This is a genomic window from Jannaschia sp. L-14R, from assembly GCF_056857695.1.
The window spans coordinates 439,578-459,809 of record NZ_JBSXNP010000010.1 but is presented as its reverse complement, the minus strand read 5'-3'; the positions used below and the strand labels follow the sequence as shown (position 1 = coordinate 459,809).

The following is a 20,232-nucleotide window of genomic DNA, read 5'->3' as shown; positions in this document are numbered from 1 at the left end:
CGGGCCAGACGGGCCTTGTGCGCCAGCGCATCCCCGCATCTGCCGATGCCGGACTATCGCGAGCGCATCCGGGTCGCTATCTTCCCCTGTAACCGGAGGACTGACATGCGCCCGATCGTCGGCATCATCTCGAACCACTATCTTATCAACGACCAATATCCTGCCCATGCCAACGGCTCTATGAACACTGATGCCGTATCCAAGGTCGCGGGTGCGATGCCGCTGACCTTTCCCGGCGATCCCTCGGTGGTCGGGATCGACGAGTTGCTCGAAACCTTCGACGGCTTTCTGCTGACCGGCGGGCGGCCCAACGTCCATCCCGAGGAATACGGCGAGGCCGAAACCGATGCGCATGGCACCTTCGACCGCAACCGCGACCGCGTGGCCCTGCCGCTGATCCGCGCGGCGGTCGAGCGGGGTCAGCCCGTTCTGGGTATCTGCCGTGGTTTTCAGGAGATCGCGGTCGCCTTCGGGTCAACGCTGCATCCCGAAATCCGCGACCTGCCGGGGCGCACCAATCATCGCATGCCCCCCGACGGCACGCTGGAGGAGAAATTCGCCCTGCGCCACGACGTGCATTTCACGCCGGGCGGGCCGTTTGCCCGGCTGATGCGGTCCGAGACAGTCCTGACAAACACGCTGCACGGGCAGGGGATCAAGCAACCGGGGCCGCGCGTCCGGATTGATGGCTGGGCCCCCGATGAAACGCCCGAAGCCATCTTCATCGACGGCGCACCGGGCTTTGCGCTGGCCGTGCAATGGCACCCGGAGTGGAATGCGGACGACGACCCGGTGTCGCGCCCGCTGTTCGAGGCTTTCGGCGATGCCTGTCGGGCATGGCGCGCGGAACGGTCGACACCTTTGCAACGCGCGGGCTGATCAGAACCCGTAAAGACGGGCCGGATTGTCCACCAGAACGGCCTGCCTCACCTCGTCGTCCGGGCAAACCCGGTCAAACGCATCCAGCAGCGCGCCTGCCGCGCCGCGCTTTGCCCCGCCCAGCATGATCTGTGGCCAATCCGACCCCCACAGACAGCGCAGCGGATTGGCCGCCAGCATCGCCGCAACATGCGCATCCGCCGCCTCGAACGGTGTCGCGCAAAAGCGATAGGGCGCAGACAGTTTCACCCAGACATGACCATGTTCCATCAGGTCGAGCAGGGCGCGAAACCCCGGTTCGTCGACTCCTTTCGACAGGTCCGGCCAGCCCATGTGGTCCAGAACGACCGGCACAGGCATCGCGGCGATCCGGGGGGCAAGTTCGGCCATATGGCGGTCGGCCTGCAACAGCATCTGCACGTGCAGTCCCCTGTCGGCCAGACGCGGGGCCATCGCCTCGACGCCATCCCACGACAGGACGCCGCCATGAACATAGTTCAGGCGCACGCCCTCGAACCCTTCGGACTGCAGATCATCCAGTTGATCCTCGGTCGCCGTATCGGTCACCAGGCCGATCCCGCGGGTCGTCTCCCGGCCCAGGGTATCTATGGTCCGGGCGGCCAGGCCGTTGTCGGTTCCATAAAGAATGGACTGGACGATGACCGTATGCGTTGTGCCGAGGGTCGTCATCTGCGCGCGGTAGGCGGCAATGTAATCGCGGAAGTTCCAGCCCTCGGCCGGATCCTCGACCCGCCCGTCCCACAGCCGGGCATCCGATGGCGCGCCGAGCATGTGAACATGCGTATCACATGCCCCCTCCGGCGCACGGCGGGCGGGCGCGGTCGCGGGCAGCGGCGGATCGGAGCGCGGCAGTGTCATGTTGCAAGTGTATCGACCGGACTACCCCGCGACAATGTCATCAACGGCTGTCAGCCATATTGCTCCAGCATTTGCAGCAAATCATCATGAGAGTTCGCTTCCTGCACCGGCTTGTCCCTGCGCCAGCGCAACATCCTGGGAAATCGCAACGCCACGCCTGACTTGTGGCGCGTGGATTTCTGGATGCCCTCGAACCCGATCTCGAACACATGCTCGGGCGGGACCTGCCGCACCGGACCGAAGCGCGCCAGCGTGTTGCGCCGCACCCAGTGGGTGATCTTGCGAAACTCCTCGTCGGTCAGGCCTGAATAGGCCTTGGTGAACGGCACCAGCTCGTTTCCCTTCCAGACCGCGAAGGTAAAATCGGTGTACAGGTTCGCCCGTCGCCCGTGCCCGGCCTGCGCATAGATCATCACCGCATCCAGCGAGAGCGGGTCCAGCTTCCACTTCCACCAGTCGCCCTTCTTGCGGCCGACGTGATAAACGCTGTCGCGGCGTTTCAGCATCAGACCCTCGGCATCCGCATCGCGGGCGGTGGCGCGGACCTTCGCCAGATCGTCCCAAGTTTCGAACGGAATCAATGGCGACATGGCGACCGGGGCGTCCGACGGCAGGTCGGCCAGCAACGTCGCCAGACGCGCGCGTCGTTCGACAAAGGGCAGGGCGCGCAGGTCTTTCCCGCCCTGTTCCAGAAGGTCATAGGCACGCAGGATCACAGGCGCTTCGGCCAGCAATTTCTTCGGCACCGTCTTGCGCCCGATGCGCGGTTGCAGTGCCGAAAACCGCAGGGGGCGATGTGCTTCGGCGTCCCAGACCAGAATTTCGCCGTCCAGAACCGTGCCATCGGGAATGAAATCGGCGGCGCGGGCGAATTCGGGGAAACGGTCGGTCATCAACTCCTCTCCGCGCGACCACAGGTGATGCTGTCCGCCGCGCAGGATCAGCTGTCCGCGAATGCCGTCCCATTTCCATTCCGCCAGCCAATCCGCAGGCGGACCCAGGTTGGCCACATCTCCCTCGACGCCATAGGCCAGACAGAAGGGATAGGGTCGGCTCAGGTCAGCGTCAGGGTCCGGGTCCGTAATCAGCGCGGCATAGCCTGTGCTGTCCGGCGTCCAGTTGCCCATCAGGCGATGCGCCAGTTCCACCTCTGCAATGCCGGTGGCACGGGCCAGCGCGCGGGTCATCAGCTTTTGACTCACGCCGACACGAAACCCGCCTGTGATCAGCTTGTTGAAGACGAAGCGCTCCGTGCCTGCCAGCCGATCCCACGCCTGCAGGATCGCGGCCTTGCGCGTGGGTTCATCGACGGCTGACAAGGCGCGTATATCGGTGATCCAGTCGGTCAGGCTGCGGTCCGAGGTCGCGCCCGGTTCGGGCAGGACCAGATGGATGGTCTCGGCCAGGTCACCCACCACATCATAGCTCGCCTTGAACAGCCACATCGGCAGGTCCGCCAGTTCGGCAGCCCATTCCGACAAGCGGCTGGCGTTGACCGTGCGCTTGGGTCTGCGTCCCGACAGCAGGGCAATCGTCCAGAGGCGGTCCTGTTCCGGCGCATCGGCGAAATACGCAGCCAGCGCAGCAGTCTTGAGCGTGGTCTTTGTGGTCTGATCCAACGCGGTGAACAGGGTGGCGAAACGTTTCATGCCGTGCCTCCCCGCAAAAAGGCCGCCATCGCGTCGACGGCGTGGTCGGCCTTGGGCGTGCGGCCGACGAATAATTGCCAGACATGCGGCACACCGTCCGTTTTTTGCACTTCTACGGAGACGCCCGCGCGGACCAGGTGCTCCGCGATGGCGTCCGTATCCGCCTCGAGCACCTCGCCCGTGGCACATTGGATCAGCACCGGCGGAGAATTGTCGAAGACCGCGTGGATCGGGGAAACGCGCGGATTTCTGGGGTCGGCGCATCCGACGTAATCGCGGGCGACACGGTGAAGCAGTGCCAAGGGGAAGATCATCTCGCCACGTATGTCCGGCGTCGGTCGGGATGGATCAAGGTCGACTGCAGGCGAGACAAGAACAACCCGTTCCGGCGGTGTGCCGTCCGCCAGCAGGTCGGCCAATGTCGTCAGGGCAAGGGTTCCGCCCGCGCTGTCACCGCCCAGGGCAAGCGGGCCTGCGGCGATCAGTTCACGGGCAACGGCAATGCAATCGTCCGGCCCAGCCGGGAAAGGATGTTCCGGCGCAAGACGATACTCCGGCAGGATCACGTGTCGCCCCGATCGTTGTGCCAGGGCAAGTGCCAGGCGGGCATAGCTGCGGGCCGATCCCAGAACGAATCCGCCGCCATGCAGCCAGAGAAGGGAACCCGCCGCATCCATGGGTGCGAAAACGTGGCAGGGGACTCCCGCGATTGTTCGTCTTGTGACTGTCATCCCGTCGAGCTGCGGCGTGCGCGGAGTCAGCAGCCGGACCGCATGCCGATGCAGCGCCCAGGGCAGGGGCAGGGTCAGTGCCGGTTTGACGATGCCCCGGCAGATCACCACCAGCGCCCGGTCCCGCCAACTCATGCGATATCCTCGGCGTCGAGCAACTCGTCCCCGAACTCGGTCTGCACGATCTGCGCATCGTAGCCCTGATGCTCCAGCCAGTCGCGGAACGTCGAAGTATAGCCGTGGGTCGCGAAGATCCACGTCGCGCCGGTTTCCGCGATAGCCGCGTTCAGACCCTTCCAGTCGGCATGATCGCTGACGACAAAACCGCGCTCGGTTGCCCGCCTGCGCCGCACGCCGCGCAGCGCCATCCAGCCCGATGCAAAGGCCGTGGCGACCGGCCCGAAGCGTCGGGACCAGGTGCTGTCGAGTGCAGAGGGCGGTGCGATGAGCATGGCACCGGGAGAGGCCTTGGGATCGAGGTCGGGGGTGACGCGCACCGTGTCCGGCAGGCGCAGGCCTTGCGCGCGCAACACTTCGTTCGTGTTCTCGACCGCGCCATGGGTCAGGATCGGACCGATGTCTGGGTCCAGCATCGTAATGACGCGTTGCGCCTTGCCCAGCGAATAGGCGCCGATCGCGGACACGCGGCCCTGTTCGGCATTCGCCCGCCACCAATCGTTGATCTGCGCTGCCAGTTCAGCTTCGGGGCGCCAGTCGAACACCGGCAATCCGAAGGTACATTCGGTGATGAAAGCGTGACATTTCACCGGCTCGAACGGCTCTGACAGGCCATCGGCGGTGGTCTTGTAATCGCCCGACACGACCCAGACCTCGCCCTTGTGCTCGACGCGGATCTGCGCGCTGCCGGGGACGTGACCTGCGGGGTGAAAGCTGACGGTGACGCCATTGATATCGCGTCTTTCGCCAAAGGCGATCCCGTCGAGTGTGATCTCCCCCAGCCGGTGGCGTATGACCGGGGCGGCTGCGTGTGTTGTCAAATAGCGGCGATGCCCGGGATAGGAGTGGTCGGCGTGGCCATGGGTCACCAGCGCACGATCGACCGGCTTCCACGGATCGATGTGGAAGCCGCCGGCGGGGCAATAGATGCCTTCGTCACGAAATTCGAGAACCATGGTGATAATTTAGGGCCTGATCGTCATCAGGACCAGTCGCCAGACGCCGTAAGCTTTTCCGACATCTGTGTCGGCGTCCAGATTCAGGCGGGAATGTGGCGAATCACAAATTCCTCCGACATGGAGCACTCCTCGATAGCCCCTGAATTTTGACACTTGCGGGCCGCAATAGGGTCGAATCCGTGCCATAGTTGTGCCACGATCCACAGCGCTGCCCCCAGATTGCCTTATTGTAACGGCATAACTGCCTTATTCAAACCGGGGGGTTTATGATGAATGTCTGCTTAAATGGCCTTAAAACCGGCCCAATCTGCCTTGGCGACGTGATGAGCCAGGTTCACGGTGAAAGCATCACGATGACCCAGACGGGTCTGGGAATGTTAGCGTTCCTGGCGGTTGTGGTGGCGATCTTCGTATTCCGCAGTCCAGCCTGAACCGACCTGACATGGAACCGAGAGGCTTGGCTTAACTGGCCTTTCCCGTTTTTCAGGTTCATAGGCGCGTTGCCTGCCTGTATATGGCTGGGAACGAAGTCATGGCCGCAGGCCTATAATGTATCATCCTTCGGGTGCGTTCAGCGTCAACTCTCCGTCGTCTTCCATCTTGCGGATCATCGCGACGATCTCGCTCATCGCAAGCTCGGTCTCTTCCGGGGTCGGAGGGTCACGTTCGCCGATCTCCTCGCGGAATTGGTCGGCCATCCGCTTGGAGATAGAACCGAGGATGAAATCCACGACCTCGGCCATGTCGTCGGCCGCGCCGGCAAGGGCGGTAACGATCACAGACCCGTCCAGTCCGCGCAGAACCTTGGGCATGTCGCGCGGGGAAATGCGGTCGGCGATATTCTCGAAGCTGAACACGGCGAAGCGGACGCGGGCCGCGAAATCCGGATGGGTCGCCTCCAGACTGTCGAGGATGGCGCGACGCACGCCGGAGGTTGCCGCATTCAGTATATTGCCGACCCGCTGCACCCCGTCGGTCGCAAAGGCGACAGGCTTGCGCGATGCCCTTTCGCGGCCGAGCGCAATGCCGATCTGAGCCACGGCAGTCGGAGTGACATCTTCGGTTTTGGCAAAGGCGGCAGCGATGCGGTCCGCCCGTTCCGGCGGCAGTAACTGCATCAGTTCGGCGGCCCGCGTCGCAGGGAGCTTAGAGAGGAGAACGGCGCAGACTTCGTCGGATTCGCCGTCGATCATTGTCTTCAGGCCGGCCGCATCGAGTTCGGAAATCTTGGTCCATGGTCCGCTGCCGGGCAGGGCGGCATTCCCTAATTCATTGGTCATTGCGTCAACCACATCCAGCGAAAGCTGGCTTTCCAGAAGAGCAAGCACCTTGGCGCGGTCGCGCGGAAAGTGCAGGCCGATGCTGTCGAGTTCGGCCGAAAATTCGGCGATGATATCAGCCAGAGTGCCGCGATCGATAAAGCGCAACCGGGCCATGTCATCAACCAGTTGCCGCTGCTGATCGGGCGGCAGGTCGCGCAGGCCCGGATCTGCCCCTCCGGAAACGAGCAGGTGGATCACCACCGCCGCTTTCTGGCGCCGTGTCAGCGGGCCGCCCGAAGGTGGAAGGCCCGGAACCGGGACATTCGTCGGCTGATAGGTCAAGGCAGACTCCGTTCACCGCGCGGTCAGGTGACGGAGTCATGAACCCAAAACGTTAAGAACCCGTTGCGGTGACGAGGCCATCCACAACGGGTTCCGGATTTCGCGTTCATCAGGTGCCGGGTCTGCGATCCGGTCGATGCGTCAATCTACTGCAGTTGGGTAGCTGTTCCAGCAGTTGGCGTCGTTGTTGGCCCAGTCGGTCCCGGCATTGCATTCGCCGACTTCGAAGTTGGCCGCATCAGATGTTGCCGTGCTCTCGTCGTAGATTTCGGCGCTCGATCCGGCCGTGGCGAGCGCCAGCGTCGATTCGCCTTCGCTGTCGATCTCGACGCGGGCTATGAGGGTGTTTCCATCGATGCTTGTGCTGCCGGATACGTTCGTCTGAACGACGAAATCGGGAAGCTCCAGATCGGTTGTGGAGTTGATGACGATGCTGTCGCCATAGTCGGCGGCGGGATCCACAGGCTCTTCCAGGCTGGCGGTCTGGACGGGATCGCCTTCGGCGGTCTCAGTCGATGCGACGGTGAAGCTGTCGGCGGGCTGCTCGACGGCCGGTTCGACCACTGTCGCGTCGGTGCTATCTGTGGCACTCACAAATTTCTGGGCATGTGCGATGCCGGGCAGCAGCATCACGGACAAGGCGATGTAACGGATCATGATTAAAACCTCGGTGTTGGCAGACCCGCAATGCTTGCCTTGCCAATAAGGCGAGAATCAGAACGATTTATGTCAGCCCGGCGGTTTCTTTGGCGCCAATCATGATGTTCAGATTCTGGACCGCAGTGCCGGACGCGCCTTTGCCGAGGTTGTCGAGAACCGCCGTTACCGTCACCCGGCCTGCGCCGTCGCCCTGTACAGACAGGATCATCCGGTTGGTGTCGCGCGTGGCCTGGGGATCAATCCGATCGCCTGCCATTTCGACGCTGACGAACGGATCGCCGTGATAGAAATCGCGCAGTGCGGCCTCGATCCGGGCGTGTCCGGCAATTTCGCCGGGCAACAGATCCGCATGCAGATGCAATTGAACCATCATGCCCTGAGCGAAATTCGCCACCATCGGCTGGAACAGGGGTTTTCGGGTCAGGCCGCCGTATTTCATGATCTCGGGGATGTGCTTGTGCGACTGGGTCAGCGCATAGAGATAAAGGTCAGGCGCCGTCCCTGCCTCGTACTCCGCGATCAGCGCCTTGCCGCCGCCGGTGTATCCGGACACGCCGGTCAGAACGACACCGTGATCGTGCGGTACGAGGCCCGCATCTGTCAGGGGCCGCAGCATGGCGATTGACCCGGTGGCATAGCAACCGACGTTCGCGACACGGGTCGCGTCGCGGATGCGATCCCGCTGACCGGGCAATTCGGGCATGCCGTAGACCCAGGCCGCCGCCGTCCTGTGCGCGGTCGAGGCGTCGATGATCCGGGTGCCGCCCGCCAGTATCACCGCGTCGCGGGCTGCATCGTCGGGCAGGCACAGAATGGAGACGTCTGCCTCGGCGAAGGCATCCTTTCGGGCGGCTGCATCCTTGCGGTGTTCGGTCGGCACCGACACCAGACGGATGTCGTCCCGCGCCTCCAGCCGGTCACGGATTTGCAGGCCGGTGGTCCCGGACTCGCCGTCGATGAACACTGCGGTCGTCATGCTGTCGTCTCCGTTTGTCGGAGGATGGATACGACGGTGGCGGGTTACGTGCAACGGCACCGGACCCCGGCCGCCGGAGGGGCGAGGGGCTGCCGGATGTGGTGAAAAACCGAAAATCCCGTGTTTCTATCGCTGCGAAAATCAGTCTTTGAACCCATGGAAGATTCATCTTGCGCGCGCGGCACTTGCCCGGCTAGCGTTCTTGCAAGCGTATGCACGCCTTGATCCTAACGGCGAGGTCGGGAAAGGGAAGCACCTTCGCAGCCAAAGTCGTCTTGATGACCCGAGAGGGAGGAACAGGGCGGCCGCACCGGAAAACCGGGCACACGACACGCATAGCAAACCGATGGGGAGATACCGATGCTGATCAAGAACCTTGCCCTTGCGGGCGCCTTCGCGCTTTCGGCCACGGTGATGACAACCACCGCCGTGGCCGCCTGTTCGTTTGAGAACGATGTTGAAATCAAGACGCTGAGCGCGGGTTTCGAGGCATGGAAGGCCGTGACCGACGCCATGGCGGAGTGCGGCAACGTATCAGCCGAGCTGGATCAGGAGTTCCGCACCAAGCAGCCTGCCGCCTTTGCCGCCAACCCCTCGCTCTATGCGATCGGTGGCGTTTCGAATGGCACTGTCACGCCGCTTCTGAATGAAGGCACGATCCGACCACTGGACGATCTGGTTGCGAAATATGGTGAAAACTTAAGTCCCAACCAGCTGATCCGGGTCAACGGCGAGGTGATCGCCATCGCCATGATGGTGAATACGCAGCACCTTATGTATCGCAAGGATATCTTCGAGGATCTGGGGTTGGACGTCCCCAGAACCTATGACGAGGTGCTTGTCGCTGCACAGACCATTCAGGACGCCGGGGTCGTCGATTATCCGCTGGGGGCCACCATGGCCTCTGGCTGGAACATCGCGCAGGATTTCAACAACATGTTCCTTGGTTATGGCGGCACCTTCTATAACGAAGACAGCACGCCCGCGGTGAATTCCGAAGCCGGGATCAAGGCTGTGGAGATGATGAAAAAGCTGACTGCATACATGGACCCGGAGTATCTCGTCTCGGATTCCACCTACGTCCAGCAGCAATTCCAGCAGGGCAAGATCGCCATGGCAAACCTCTGGGGGTCGCGCGGCGGCGCCATGGACGACCCGGCAGAAAGCCAGGTCGTCGGCAAGGTCGGATCGGCTGCCGCGCCCATCGCGGTCGAGGGCGGGCCACCTGCAACGACGCTTTGGTGGGACGGCATCGTGATCGCCAAGAATATCGACGATGCGACTGCCGACGCGGCCTTCCGCGTCGCAATGGAGGGCCTCGACAGCGAGATGGTGCAGGGTGCGAACGAAGACGCGATATGGCTGATTTCAGGCTATACGCCGGGTGACATGGCGTCGGGTGCGATCGCCACGGCGACGGCCACGCCCGCGCCCATCAGCTATCCCTCGACCAGCCAGATGGGCCTGATGCACACGGCCCTCGGCAACAAGCTGGATGGCTTCTTCACCGGCAACATGACCGCCGAGGAGACGCTGGCCGCCGTCGAAGAGGATTACATCAGCCAAGCCAAAGAAGCCGGTCTGCTGGAATGATCGGACCCCGCCGGGGGCGCACAATCCGCATTGCGCCTCCGGCCGCCCCTGAGGACACGTCCACACGTCCCGTTCCACCAGCTCCGGGGACCGCGCCATGAAGTTCCGCACCTTCGCCATGTTCGTCGGACCGTCGGTCGTCATGATGCTGATGTTCATCGCGTTCCCGTTGGTGACGGTTTTGCTGAATTCCTTCCAGGTGACGCAGCCGGTGTTCCAGGTCGTCGAGACCGAAACCTGCACCCCCGGTTTCATCACCCAGACCTGCACGACCGAGATCAAGACGATCCCGGTTCTGGACGGTGACGGCAAGACGGTCACGACCACGCGGTGGGTCGGCTTTTCATCCTATGCCAATGTCCTGGGCGGCGAACGTCTGACCCGCGCCCTGTCCGACTTCGACCTTGGCGCGGTCTTGCAGATCGACTTCTGGAAGGCGCTGCGGTTCACGCTGACCTTCACGCTTGTCACGCTGCCATTGGTCCTTGGACTGGGGCTGGCCATCGCGGTCGTGGTCAACAACGCCGCCACGGCAGTGAAAGGACCGGTGATCTTCATTTCGCTGCTGCCGTTCATCATAACACCGGTCATCGGCGCGCTGTCGATCCGCTGGCTGTTCTATGGCGACGGGATCGTGACGGTGTGGCTGGAGGCGCTGTTCGACACCAACCTTTCGGTCGCCGCAAATGGCTGGGCGATCGAATTCCTGATGATGTTCTATCGCGTCTGGCACGTTGCGCCCTTCGCCTTCGTGATCTTCTACGCGGGCCTGCAAACGGTCAATCAGGACACGCTGGAATCGGCGATCATCGACGGCGCGTCTCGGTGGGAAAGACTGCGATACGTCGTGATCCCGCACCTTATGCCGCTGATCGTGTTCATCACGCTGATCCACCTGATGGACGCCTATCGCGCCTTCGAGGAGGTCATCGGGTTTTCGTCCGAATCGTACCGGATCACGCTGCAATACCTGACCTATGATTACCTGACGCCGGACGACGCGGGAAACCGTCAGATCTCGTCGGCCAGCGCATCGGCGATGCTGACGATGATCGGGGTCGTTGTATTGCTGGCCGCGCCGCTGCGCCGCACCTGGCGCGACCACAGAGGGGCATAGAAATGTCCGACGCATCCGTTCCACGCGCCCTGCGGCAGCCATTATCGCTGAAACTGGCGTCAAACCTGTTCCTGCTGGCATGGCTGTCACTGGCAGCCTTTCCGCTGTTCTGGATTGTGGCGATGTCGTTCAAATCGCCTGTCGATGCCTTCTCCTCCTCGGCAATCAACGTTCTTGTGGGCCCTCGGACGCTGGCCGATGGCAAGGGGCTGTCCATCGTCGATATCCTGCTGGGCCTTACGGTGGCATGGCTGTCGATCAGGGCAGCGACGAAATGGCTGATGCCGATGGCGGCGGGCGAGGGGACCGTGCAGCGCATCTTCAGTTGGGCGGTAATCGCACTGGGGTTCGCGGTCCTGTTCATCATCGGGTTCTTCTTCATCGTGCCCTGGATCTCTGGGCCGCTGAATGCGCTTCTCGGGCCGCTGGGCAGACCGGTGCTGGGGCTGACTGCGGAACATTACCGCGCCGTCTGGGTCGAAAACGCATTCTACGAAAACTTCCGCAACTCAATGATCGTGACATTCGGGGTGGTCACAGTGTCGCTGACGGTGGGGACATTGGCAGGGTATGGGCTGGCCCGGTCAGGGTCGACATTCGCATTCTGGATTTTGATTATCGCTTTGATTTTCAGAGCCTTGCCCCATTCGGTTCTGGTTGCCGGATACCTGCCGGTGTTTATCAACTCGGCCGAAATTCTCCGGCCCGTCCTGGGGGAGAATGCACCGACGCTCTACGGTCAGCCGCTGGCGGTGATCGCGGTGCTGGTGTCGATAAACCAACCCTTCACGATCTGGATGCTGCGCAGTTTTTTCCAGAACATCCCGGTCGATCTGGATGAAAGCGCGCGCGTCGATGGCTGCACACATTTTCAGGCCTTTCGCTGGGTCATCATGCCGGTGATGTGGCCGGGAGTGATTACGACGGGTCTGTTCAGTTTCCTGTTGGCCTACAACGATTTCCTCGTGACGTCGCTGCTGCTGGATGCGTCGAACCAGACGATGGTTCCGGCAATCGCCGGGTATTTCAACCGCGAGACGACGACCACCGATCAGGTCGAGGCGGTGGCCGCGGCGGTCAGCATCACGGCACCGCTGTTCCTGCTGGTGATGATCTTCCAGCGGCAGATCGTATCGGGCCTGACGGCGGGGGCCGTGAAGGGATGAACGCCGGTTCATCATAATCCGGACGCGACACTCCGATGAAGCGTTGCACGGCGCGAACGAGCGGGCTGCTGCGTGACTGAAGCCTTCCCGGTCCGCAAAACACTCAGCCTGGAACCCCACGTCTTCCGTCATGCGAACATACATGGGCTGTCCGATGGTTTTCCCAGGAAAAGTCGTGCCATGCCTTCTTCGACGAATTCAGCCGATGCCGACCCTTTCGCGAAGGATCGGTGCCGTCTTTAGCAAAAGCACTTTCAACTCCTTGCGCGGACGCGTAACCCGGCGCCATGCGTATTCTTTTCCTTGGCGACGTCATGGGACGTACCGGTCGCACTGCCATCACCGAACGCCTTCCCGGTTTGCGCACCGATTGGCGACTGGATGCAGTTGTTGTGAACGGCGAGAACGCCTCATCGGGGCGGGGTCTGAACGCCAGTCAGGCCAGGGGTCTGTTTGATGCGGGGGCGGATATCGTCACGCTGGGCGACCATGCCTTCGACCAGAAGGACATGATGCAGGCCGTCGAACAGGACGCCCGCATCCTGCGCCCGATCAACTTCGCCAAATCCGCACCCGGCAAGGGCTGGCGGGTGTTCGACATCGGGGGCCGCAAGCTGCTGGTCGCGCAGGTGCTGGGGCAGGTGTTCATGTCGCGGACCTATGACGATCCGTTTTCGGCGATCGAGCCTGTTTTGAAGGCGCATCCGCTGGGCCGCGCCGTCAATGCCACGCTGGTCGACGTGCATTGCGAGGCGACGTCCGAGAAGATGGCGATGGGCCATTTCTGCGACGGGCGCGCCAGCATCGTGGTGGGCACCCACACCCATATTCCCACCGCAGACGCCTGCATCCTGCCGCGCGGAACGGCGTTTCAATCGGATGCAGGGATGTGCGGCGATTATGACAGTGTGATCGGGATGGAAAAGACCGAGCCGCTGCGGCGGTTCATCACCGGCATGACCAGGGACAGGTTCGAACCTGCGAACGGCGAGGCGACGCTGTGCGGACTGTTCGTCGAAACCGATGACGCCACCGGATTGGCACGCGAGGTCGTGCAGGTGCGGCAGGGCGGGCGCCTGTCGCAGAGCGGTCCAGCCACAGGGCCCGCGGTATGAGCTGGCTCGACCTGTCGCAACCCGCCGAAGCCTGGATTACATTGGGCGTTCTCGCGGTGATGCTGGGTCTGTTCATCCGTGAGGTCTATCCGACCGAAGTGGTGGCGATGGGCGGCGCGGCAATCCTGCTGGCGACGGGGATATTGCCCTACGAGGCGGGCGTTGCGGTTTTGTCCAATCCGGCACCCTGGACTATCGCGGCGATGTTCCTGTTGATGGGCGCGCTGGTGCGGACCGGCGCGCTGGACTGGTTTACGCGCTTTGCCGAGGCGCAGGTCGGCACCCGGCCCCGGCTGGCCATCGGCATGTTGCTGGCCTTCGTTCTTGTCGCCTCGGCTTTCGTGGCGAATACGCCCGTCGTGGTCGTGATGATTCCGGTGTTCGTGCAACTGGCGGGCGCGATGAAGCTGGCACCGTCGAAGTTGCTGATCCCGCTCAGCTATGCGTCGATCCTGGGCGGCACGATCACCCTGATCGGGACGTCGACCAATCTGTTGGTAGACGGGGTGGCGCGGGCGCGGGGAATGGAGCCGTTCACCATCTTCGAAGTCTCGCCGCTGGCCATTCCTGTGGCGTTGGTGGGCATGGCATACCTGTATTTCATCGGTCGGCACCTCTTGCCCGAGCGGACGTCGATGGCGGCCATGCTGGGCGGATCGCGCAAGGCCGCGAAATTCTTTGCCGAGGCGATTATCCCGCTTGATTCGAACCTGATCGGGCGCGAGGCGACAGACGTGCAACTTTTCAAACGCGATGGTGTGCGACTGGTCGACGTGGTGAGGGGCGATGCGTCGTTGCGCCGCAACCTGAGCGCCGTGACGCTTCAGACCGGCGACCGCGTGATCCTTCGCACCGAGATCGCGGAATTGCTGACCTTGCAGCGCAATCCCGACCTGAAGCGACTGGATCAGGTGGGCGCGGTCGAGACCACGACGGTCGAGGTTCTGATTACCCCGGATGCAAGAATGGTCGGTCGACGGCTGGGTAACCTGCGGTTGCGGCGAAGGTACGGGGTCTATCCGTTGGCTCTGCACCGGCGGGACCGGAATATATCGGGGCAACTGGACGATATCGTCGTGCAGGTGGGTGACACCCTGCTTCTGGAAGGCGCGGGCGACGATATTCACAGGCTGGCTCTGGACATGCATCTTGTCGAAGTCAGCGCACCGCGAGAGCAGGCATTCCGCCGCGAGCGCAGCTGGATCCCGGTGGTCGTGGTCGCGGGCATCGTTGTGTTGTCGGCAATGGACCTTGCGCCGATCCTGGCACTTGCAGTGCTGGGTGCGGTGATCGTTCTGTTGACGCGCAGCGTAGACGCGGACGAGGCGTTCGGTTTCGTCGACGGCCGGTTGCTGGCGATGATCTTCGCAATGCTGGCCGTGGGCGCGGCGCTGGAATCTTCGGGTGCGGTCGAGATGATCGTTAACGCGGTCGCACCGTATTTGCAGGGATTGCCGGGGCCGCTTCTGGTACTGGCGGTGTTCGCGCTGACCTCGACCCTGACCGAACTGGTCAGTAACAATGCCGTGGCCGTGGTGGTCACGCCGATTGCCATAGCCTTGGGGCAGACCCTTGGCGTAGACCCGCGCGGACTGGTGGTGGCAGTGATGGTGGGGGCGAGTTGTGCCTTTTCGACACCCATTGGCTATCAGACGAACATGCTGGTCTATGGTCCGGGCGGATATAGGTTTACCGATTTCGCACGGGTGGGAATCGGCTTGAATGTCATTGTCGCTCTCGTCTCGTCTGCGCTGATCCCTCTGATCTGGCCGCTTTGAACGATCATCTGGAACTGCCTGGGAGGCCTAAATGCGCTCTATCCTGATTTTTCTGCCGCTCGTCCTCGGGGCGTGCCAAACCCTTGCTACCGCGACTGGCGGGGATGTGCCGCAATCCGATGTGATCGTGCCTCCGGGTGAGGTGCGGGTCGTCTCGGCCGCAGCAACGCCCGGCGAAGTCACGATCCGGTTGTCGGATGGAGCGCGCTGCACCGGAACCCGCCCCGAGGGGACGCCGGGCGGTTGGTCGGGCGTGACTGCCGATTGCGGTTATGCGCTGCCATATACGGTGATGTTCAAGCAAGGCAGCGTGCCGCAGCGATTCCAGATCGAGGTCCCCGCTGCGGGCACCGGGCCGCGCGCGGAAATACTGGTAGTTGACGTGGATGGTGTACGCCGTCTGTTCGCCGCGCCGCTGGGCAGCAACGTACGGTTTGAAACTCAAGGCTGACGCAAGAGGCGGGGGGCCATGTGCCCGCCCGCGCTACTCTCCCGCCAGTAAGGTCCGGGCATGATCGGGCCGGGGGGCCGGTTCCAGATTACCGGGGGCCGTGCGACCCTCGGCGGCCAGTTGCGACAGCGCCGCGTTCAGGCGGCGGCGGGCAATTCGACCCGCCCCCTTGCGAACCATGTATCCTGTGATCAGCGCCGCAAGCCACGGACGATCCAGGCGATCGATCTTGCGCATCAGACCCGTCAGCCAGACCGGGTCCTGCCGACGTCCGCGCCAGAGCTGGGCGAACCGCAGCGGGGTCAGCGTGTCGTTGACGGCCCCGGCGATCAGGCGATTGAGGATGCCGATCCCTTCGATCCGGGCCTGAATGTCCGTGCCTGCATGGGTCGCGGGCAGGCGCATGACGTGGCCGGCCTGGAACAGGCTGGCGTGCATCGCATCCGCAGACTCGGTCGGGTCCGTGATCAGATAGACCCGCGCCGCCCCGTCGATCATCCGCGCGGCATTGCCGTAGCGCGGGCCGAAAGGCAGCGACCAAGCGTTGCGGAACCGGCGTTCCCAGGGCGCGATATCGCGGGCGAGTGTGGCATAGGGCTGCATCAGAAAGACGATCGAACCGGGGGCTGCCACGCTGTGCGCCGCGGCACCGTAGGCTCCCATGCCGCCGCCCGCGAAGACTACGGTGTCGTAGTCGTCGAAGAAGCCATCGTCGGTCAGGCCGTCGAAGAAGTCGTGCAGATCGTCGTCGCGGAACCAGGTCCGCCCCTCGGCCATGATATCGAGGGTGGCCCAGCCCCGTTTGCGCGACAATCCGCTGCTGAGCGGCAGGCCGCCGTCGCGCGCCCGAGTGGAGTCCAGACATTCGAACGTCACCAAAAGAGTGTCGCCGCCGGGCCGGTGCAGCGCCAGATGCTCGTCACCGATCTGTCGCAGATACCCGACGTCTCCTGCCGCCTGCGTCAGCGCGGCGCGATGGGCGGCGCGGGTCATCAACTGGGGCATGGGTCTGGACATGAGAATCCTCGGGTCGCGGGTCAGGAGTATATCGTAACGCGAAAACCCCGCAGTTTCAGGCCAAAAAACGTCCCCTTTGCTTGATATTCCTGCCGCATTGTCGCCGTATCGGCAATGATGAAGCCGCCTGTCGCGGATTTACCCGTCAGGAGCAACATGACCGAATCCCCGATCCAACACCCCCTACCGACGATTACCGTTGTCACTTGCCTGCGCGATGAAGGACCGTTCGCGGTTGAATGGATCGCCCACCTGCGGGCTTTGGGTGTCGGGCAAATCCTCGCCTTCACAAACGATTGCCGCGACGGGACCGGCGCGTTGCTGGATGCACTGGCACCCGCAGGGGTGGTTCATATGCCGCAGGGCGACATTCTAGGGTCGAACCCTGCGCCGCAGTGGCGCGCTATGGCCGCGGCATGGGATCATCCGGCCTGCCGCGACGCGGATTGGCTGGCGCATCTGGACCCGGATGAATTCATTGCGCTGGACGGGCCCGCGACCTTGCCGGACCTTGTCGCCCGAATGCCCGACGCACAGGCCATCGTGCTGCCGTGGCGGTTATTCGGCTGTGCCGGACGGCTGGAGCCGGGGCAGGGCAGCACACCGGAGCGGTTCGACCGCGCCGCCCCCGCGGGCGTGGCCTATCCGGCGCTGGCGTCGTTCTTCAAGACGCTGTTCCGGCGTGACGGCCCGTTCACCGGTTTCGGCATCCACCGCCCGCGCCAGTCCGCGCCCCCGGTCCTGTATGACGATACCGGCGCGCGGAACGACGCACTTGCGCAGGCCGCGAAACGCATCCTGCTGTGGCGCGGCGGGCAGGTGCCGGACGGGCGTATTGCACAGCTGAACCATTATTCTACACGGTCCGTTCATGAATTTCTGGTCAAGCGGGACAGGGGCCTGCCGAACCACGTCGGCAAGCCGGTCGATCTGGAATATTGGGTGGAACGCAATTTCAACGAGACGCGCTGCAATATGATCGCTTCCCAACTGCCTGCCATGATGGCGGAGACAGCGCGCCTGCGCGACATGCCTGGCGTCGCAATGGCCGAGGCGGCGGCACGAGCATGGCATGACGCGGAGCTTTCGCGCATTCTGGCCACGCGCGACGGCGCGCGTTTGTGCGGCAGGTTGGTGCTGGCAGCGGGCAGTCGCGCCCCCGCACCCGCCCTTGGCCGCAGCCTTCTGGACCTTTATGCCCGCGCGCAGGAGGCGGGCAGATGATCGAAACGCGGGTTTTGAACGGGCAGGTGATCGAAGGCGTCACCGTGCTGGACGCGATTGGCGATGCCGAGGGCCTGCGGGTATTTTTCGCTGCCGGAACCGATCCGAACCGGATAGGGCGGCAGGGCAAGGTGGTGCCGCAACAGGCGATTTCGGTCAATTCGTCGCTGATGGTGCGCTGCGACTGGTCGGGCAAGGGCCGGGCCGCGTTGCCGGTGCGGGGGATCGCGGCCAGGATTGACGTTGCCGCACCCGAGCCTGGATTATTCACGGGCGCGCGCGTCTTGATGGGGGCCCGCAATGGCGAGACACCTGAACTGGTGCGCGACTGGCTGCGCCATCATGTCGCGACGCAGGGGGCTGATGCCGCGCTGATCCTCGACCGGGTGCGACCGGGCGAAAAAGGGCTGGCACCGGCGCTGGCCATGTTGCTGGAGGCCGCGCCCGTGGCGGGTCTGACACGGGTGGTCGTGGTCAGCAGTCCCGTGCCCCTGGGCCATGACGCGATCAGCGAACGGCATCCGCTTCAGGCCCCGGACGCGCCCGGCAAGGACCGGATGGCGGTACCCGAAACCGATCCGTGGACCGCACCGATGGCGGCGATGATCGTCTGGGAGGCGTTGCGCTGGCGGTTCCTGACCGATGCGCGCGCGGTGGCCTTTCTGGACGTGTCGGACATGTTGTCCCCCGCGCCGCCGGGGCGCCGCGCTTTCGACCTGATCGACGGGTCCGATCTGGGCGTGGTCGCGCTGATCGGGCGGCGGATATATCCGTGGCGCGTGCGCAAGGGGCAGGCTGCGACATTCGGCGATCATATCTGCGACCAGTTCGACAATCCGGGTGGCAACCGGCGCTGGGTCGCGGCACCTGCGCGCTTGCCCAGGGATGCGCCGTTTCGACTGGTGCGCATTGGCGGGCTGAAGCCGGGTGCGCGCGATGTGGCGTTTTTCTATCGTGCGATGGCGGCCAAGACCCCCGAGAATGACGCCGATACGCCACTGGCCCCCAAGGCCGGGCTGGTGGTGGACGACGATCTGCTGGCGCTGGCCCGCAATGGTTTCGGTCACGACCCGATCCTGCCGCCGGTGTCCGAAGGGTCGGGTGCCATCGGGGTCGCGGCGTCGGTACCCGGTCGGACGGCCATCGTGACCTGCATGAAGAACGAAGGGCCGTTCGTTCTGGAATGGATCGCCTATCATCGTGCGATCGGGGTCGACGATTTTCTTGTCTACACGAACGATTGCTCGGACGGGACCGACACGCTTCTGGACCTGTTACAGGATCAGGGCATCGTCGCGCACCGCGAAAATCCGTTCCGAGCAACGGATATGAAGCCCCAGCATGCCGCCTTGGAGGCCGCCGAGGCAGAGCCGATCATGGCCCGTGCCGGATGGGCGATCTGCATGGATGTGGACGAGTTCATCAACATTCATGCCGGGAACGGCCATCTGCGCGACCTCTATGCAGCGGTCGGCGACGCGAACATGATTTCGATGACATGGCGTCTGTTCGGCAACTCGGACCTGCACGATTTCGAGGATGCGCCGACGCCCGCAAGGTTCGATCGCTGTGCGCCGCAACTGATCCGCAAACCGCATCAGGCCTGGGGGTTCAAGACGTTGTTCCGCAACAACGGCATCTATCGCAAGATGGGGGTGCATCGGCCCAAGGGCCTGAAACCCGGCTTGTGGGAAGAGATTTCCTGGGTCAACGGGTCGGGACAGCCGATGCCCAAGGACATGCTGCGGACCGGATGGAGGTCGTCGCTGGATACCTATGGATACGATCTGGTGACGCTGAACCACTATGCCGTGCGGGATGCCGAAAGCTTTCTTGTCAAACGCGACCGGGGTCGCGTGAATCACGTCGAGCGCGATCAGGGACTTGGGTACTGGTTTCGAATGAACAACAATGCGGAGCAGGATCGGTCGATTCAACGGATGTTACCCGCGCTGGAGGCGGAGATGGCGGCGTTGAAAGCGCTGCCCGGCGTGGCGGCGCAGCATGAGGCCTGTGTCGCGGCACACCGCAAGCGGATCGCGGAATTGCGGGACGGCGATGCCTTCGCCGCATTCTATGCTGAGATCACCGGGCGGCGGATGCAACGGCTCAGCCGGATGCACGGACATTTCGGAGCGAACGTGTTTCTGGCGGGGCCGGATTGCGTGCCCGACCAAGTTTTGGACGCCGACGTGGCCGGGGATTTCTTCTTCACCGTGGGAGATGTGGACGAGACGGCGCATTGAACGCGTGACAG

General features: G+C 63.4%; 17 protein-coding genes. 9 read left to right on the top strand and 8 right to left on the bottom strand.

What is annotated here, in order from left to right:
- Window positions 1-105: 105 nt before the first annotated feature.
- Window positions 106-879, top strand: a complete 774-nt coding sequence (locus AC13C2_RS10585) for a gamma-glutamyl-gamma-aminobutyrate hydrolase family protein (RefSeq protein ID WP_482886785.1) — start codon at window positions 106-108, stop codon at window positions 877-879.
- Here the strand turns inward: AC13C2_RS10585 and AC13C2_RS10580 are convergent, their stop codons facing one another.
- From AC13C2_RS10580 to argC, 7 genes are all read right to left on the bottom strand, one after another.
- Window positions 880-1,758, bottom strand: a complete 879-nt coding sequence (locus AC13C2_RS10580; protein WP_092761676.1) for an amidohydrolase family protein — start codon at window positions 1,756-1,758, stop codon at window positions 880-882.
- Window positions 1,759-1,808: 50 nt separating this feature from the next.
- Window positions 1,809-3,407, bottom strand: a complete 1,599-nt coding sequence (locus AC13C2_RS10575; protein ID WP_482886784.1) for an ATP-dependent DNA ligase — start codon at window positions 3,405-3,407, stop codon at window positions 1,809-1,811.
- Window positions 3,404-4,273 carry an alpha/beta hydrolase gene (locus AC13C2_RS10570; RefSeq protein WP_482886783.1) on the bottom strand — a complete coding sequence of 290 codons (870 nt, stop codon included), beginning with the start codon at window positions 4,271-4,273 and terminating at the stop codon, window positions 3,404-3,406. The genes AC13C2_RS10575 and AC13C2_RS10570 overlap by 4 nt, the downstream gene beginning before the upstream one ends.
- Window positions 4,270-5,271: a ligase-associated DNA damage response exonuclease gene (locus tag AC13C2_RS10565; protein ID WP_482886782.1), complete on the bottom strand. Its 1,002-nt coding sequence runs from the start codon at window positions 5,269-5,271 to the stop codon at window positions 4,270-4,272. Before AC13C2_RS10565 ends, AC13C2_RS10570 begins: the two co-directional genes overlap by 4 nt.
- Before the next feature lie 557 nt (window positions 5,272-5,828).
- Entirely contained in the window at window positions 5,829-6,878 is a 1,050-nt protein-coding gene (locus AC13C2_RS10560; protein WP_092761669.1) for a FliG C-terminal domain-containing protein, read from the bottom strand.
- Between the two features lie 141 nt (window positions 6,879-7,019).
- On the bottom strand, window positions 7,020-7,535 hold the full coding sequence (locus AC13C2_RS10555) for a hypothetical protein (RefSeq protein ID WP_482886781.1): 516 nt from the start codon (window positions 7,533-7,535) through the stop codon (window positions 7,020-7,022).
- A gap of 67 nt (window positions 7,536-7,602) precedes the next feature.
- The gene (argC, locus tag AC13C2_RS10550) at window positions 7,603-8,514 is read right to left on the bottom strand and encodes an N-acetyl-gamma-glutamyl-phosphate reductase (protein WP_092761665.1); all 912 of its coding nucleotides are present in this window, start codon (window positions 8,512-8,514) and stop codon (window positions 7,603-7,605) included.
- 360 nt (window positions 8,515-8,874) lie between these two features.
- Between argC and AC13C2_RS10545 the strand changes: the two genes are divergently transcribed.
- The 6 genes from AC13C2_RS10545 to AC13C2_RS10520 all read left to right on the top strand — a co-directional run bounded on the left by AC13C2_RS10545 (window position 8,875) and on the right by AC13C2_RS10520 (window position 15,734).
- Window positions 8,875-10,107 carry an ABC transporter substrate-binding protein gene (locus AC13C2_RS10545; protein WP_482886780.1) on the top strand — a complete coding sequence of 411 codons (1,233 nt, stop codon included), beginning with the start codon at window positions 8,875-8,877 and terminating at the stop codon, window positions 10,105-10,107.
- 97 nt (window positions 10,108-10,204) lie between these two features.
- Entirely contained in the window at window positions 10,205-11,224 is a 1,020-nt protein-coding gene (locus AC13C2_RS10540) for a carbohydrate ABC transporter permease (protein WP_424337895.1), read from the top strand.
- Between the two features lie 2 nt (window positions 11,225-11,226).
- A complete protein-coding gene (locus tag AC13C2_RS10535) occupies window positions 11,227-12,390 on the top strand; it encodes a carbohydrate ABC transporter permease (RefSeq protein ID WP_092761660.1) in 1,164 nt (387 codons plus the stop codon).
- Between the two features lie 287 nt (window positions 12,391-12,677).
- Entirely contained in the window at window positions 12,678-13,505 is an 828-nt protein-coding gene (locus AC13C2_RS10530; protein ID WP_092761658.1) for a TIGR00282 family metallophosphoesterase, read from the top strand.
- Window positions 13,502-15,283 (top strand): SLC13 family permease, encoded by a 1,782-nt coding sequence (locus AC13C2_RS10525; protein WP_092761657.1) that lies wholly within the window; start codon window positions 13,502-13,504, stop codon window positions 15,281-15,283. Before AC13C2_RS10530 ends, AC13C2_RS10525 begins: the two co-directional genes overlap by 4 nt.
- 31 nt (window positions 15,284-15,314) lie before the next feature.
- Window positions 15,315-15,734, top strand: a complete 420-nt coding sequence (locus AC13C2_RS10520; RefSeq protein WP_092761655.1) for a hypothetical protein — start codon at window positions 15,315-15,317, stop codon at window positions 15,732-15,734.
- Window positions 15,735-15,767: 33 nt separating this feature from the next.
- On the opposite strand, the gene AC13C2_RS10515 is transcribed toward AC13C2_RS10520, so the two are convergent.
- Window positions 15,768-16,739, bottom strand: coding sequence for a phosphoadenosine phosphosulfate reductase (locus tag AC13C2_RS10515; RefSeq protein ID WP_482886779.1), 972 nt, complete (start codon window positions 16,737-16,739; stop codon window positions 15,768-15,770).
- A 168-nt stretch (window positions 16,740-16,907) separates the two neighbouring features.
- Here AC13C2_RS10515 and AC13C2_RS10510 point away from each other — a divergent pair, with 168 nt between their 5' ends.
- Together AC13C2_RS10510 and AC13C2_RS10505 are read left to right on the top strand one after the other, a co-directional pair.
- Window positions 16,908-17,975 (top strand): glycosyltransferase family 2 protein, encoded by a 1,068-nt coding sequence (locus AC13C2_RS10510; RefSeq protein ID WP_482886778.1) that lies wholly within the window; start codon window positions 16,908-16,910, stop codon window positions 17,973-17,975.
- Complete coding sequence (locus AC13C2_RS10505; RefSeq protein ID WP_482886777.1) at window positions 17,972-20,221, top strand: glycosyltransferase family 2 protein; 2,250 nt, start codon at window positions 17,972-17,974, stop codon at window positions 20,219-20,221. The genes AC13C2_RS10510 and AC13C2_RS10505 overlap by 4 nt, the downstream gene beginning before the upstream one ends.
- Window positions 20,222-20,232 lie beyond the last annotated feature (11 nt).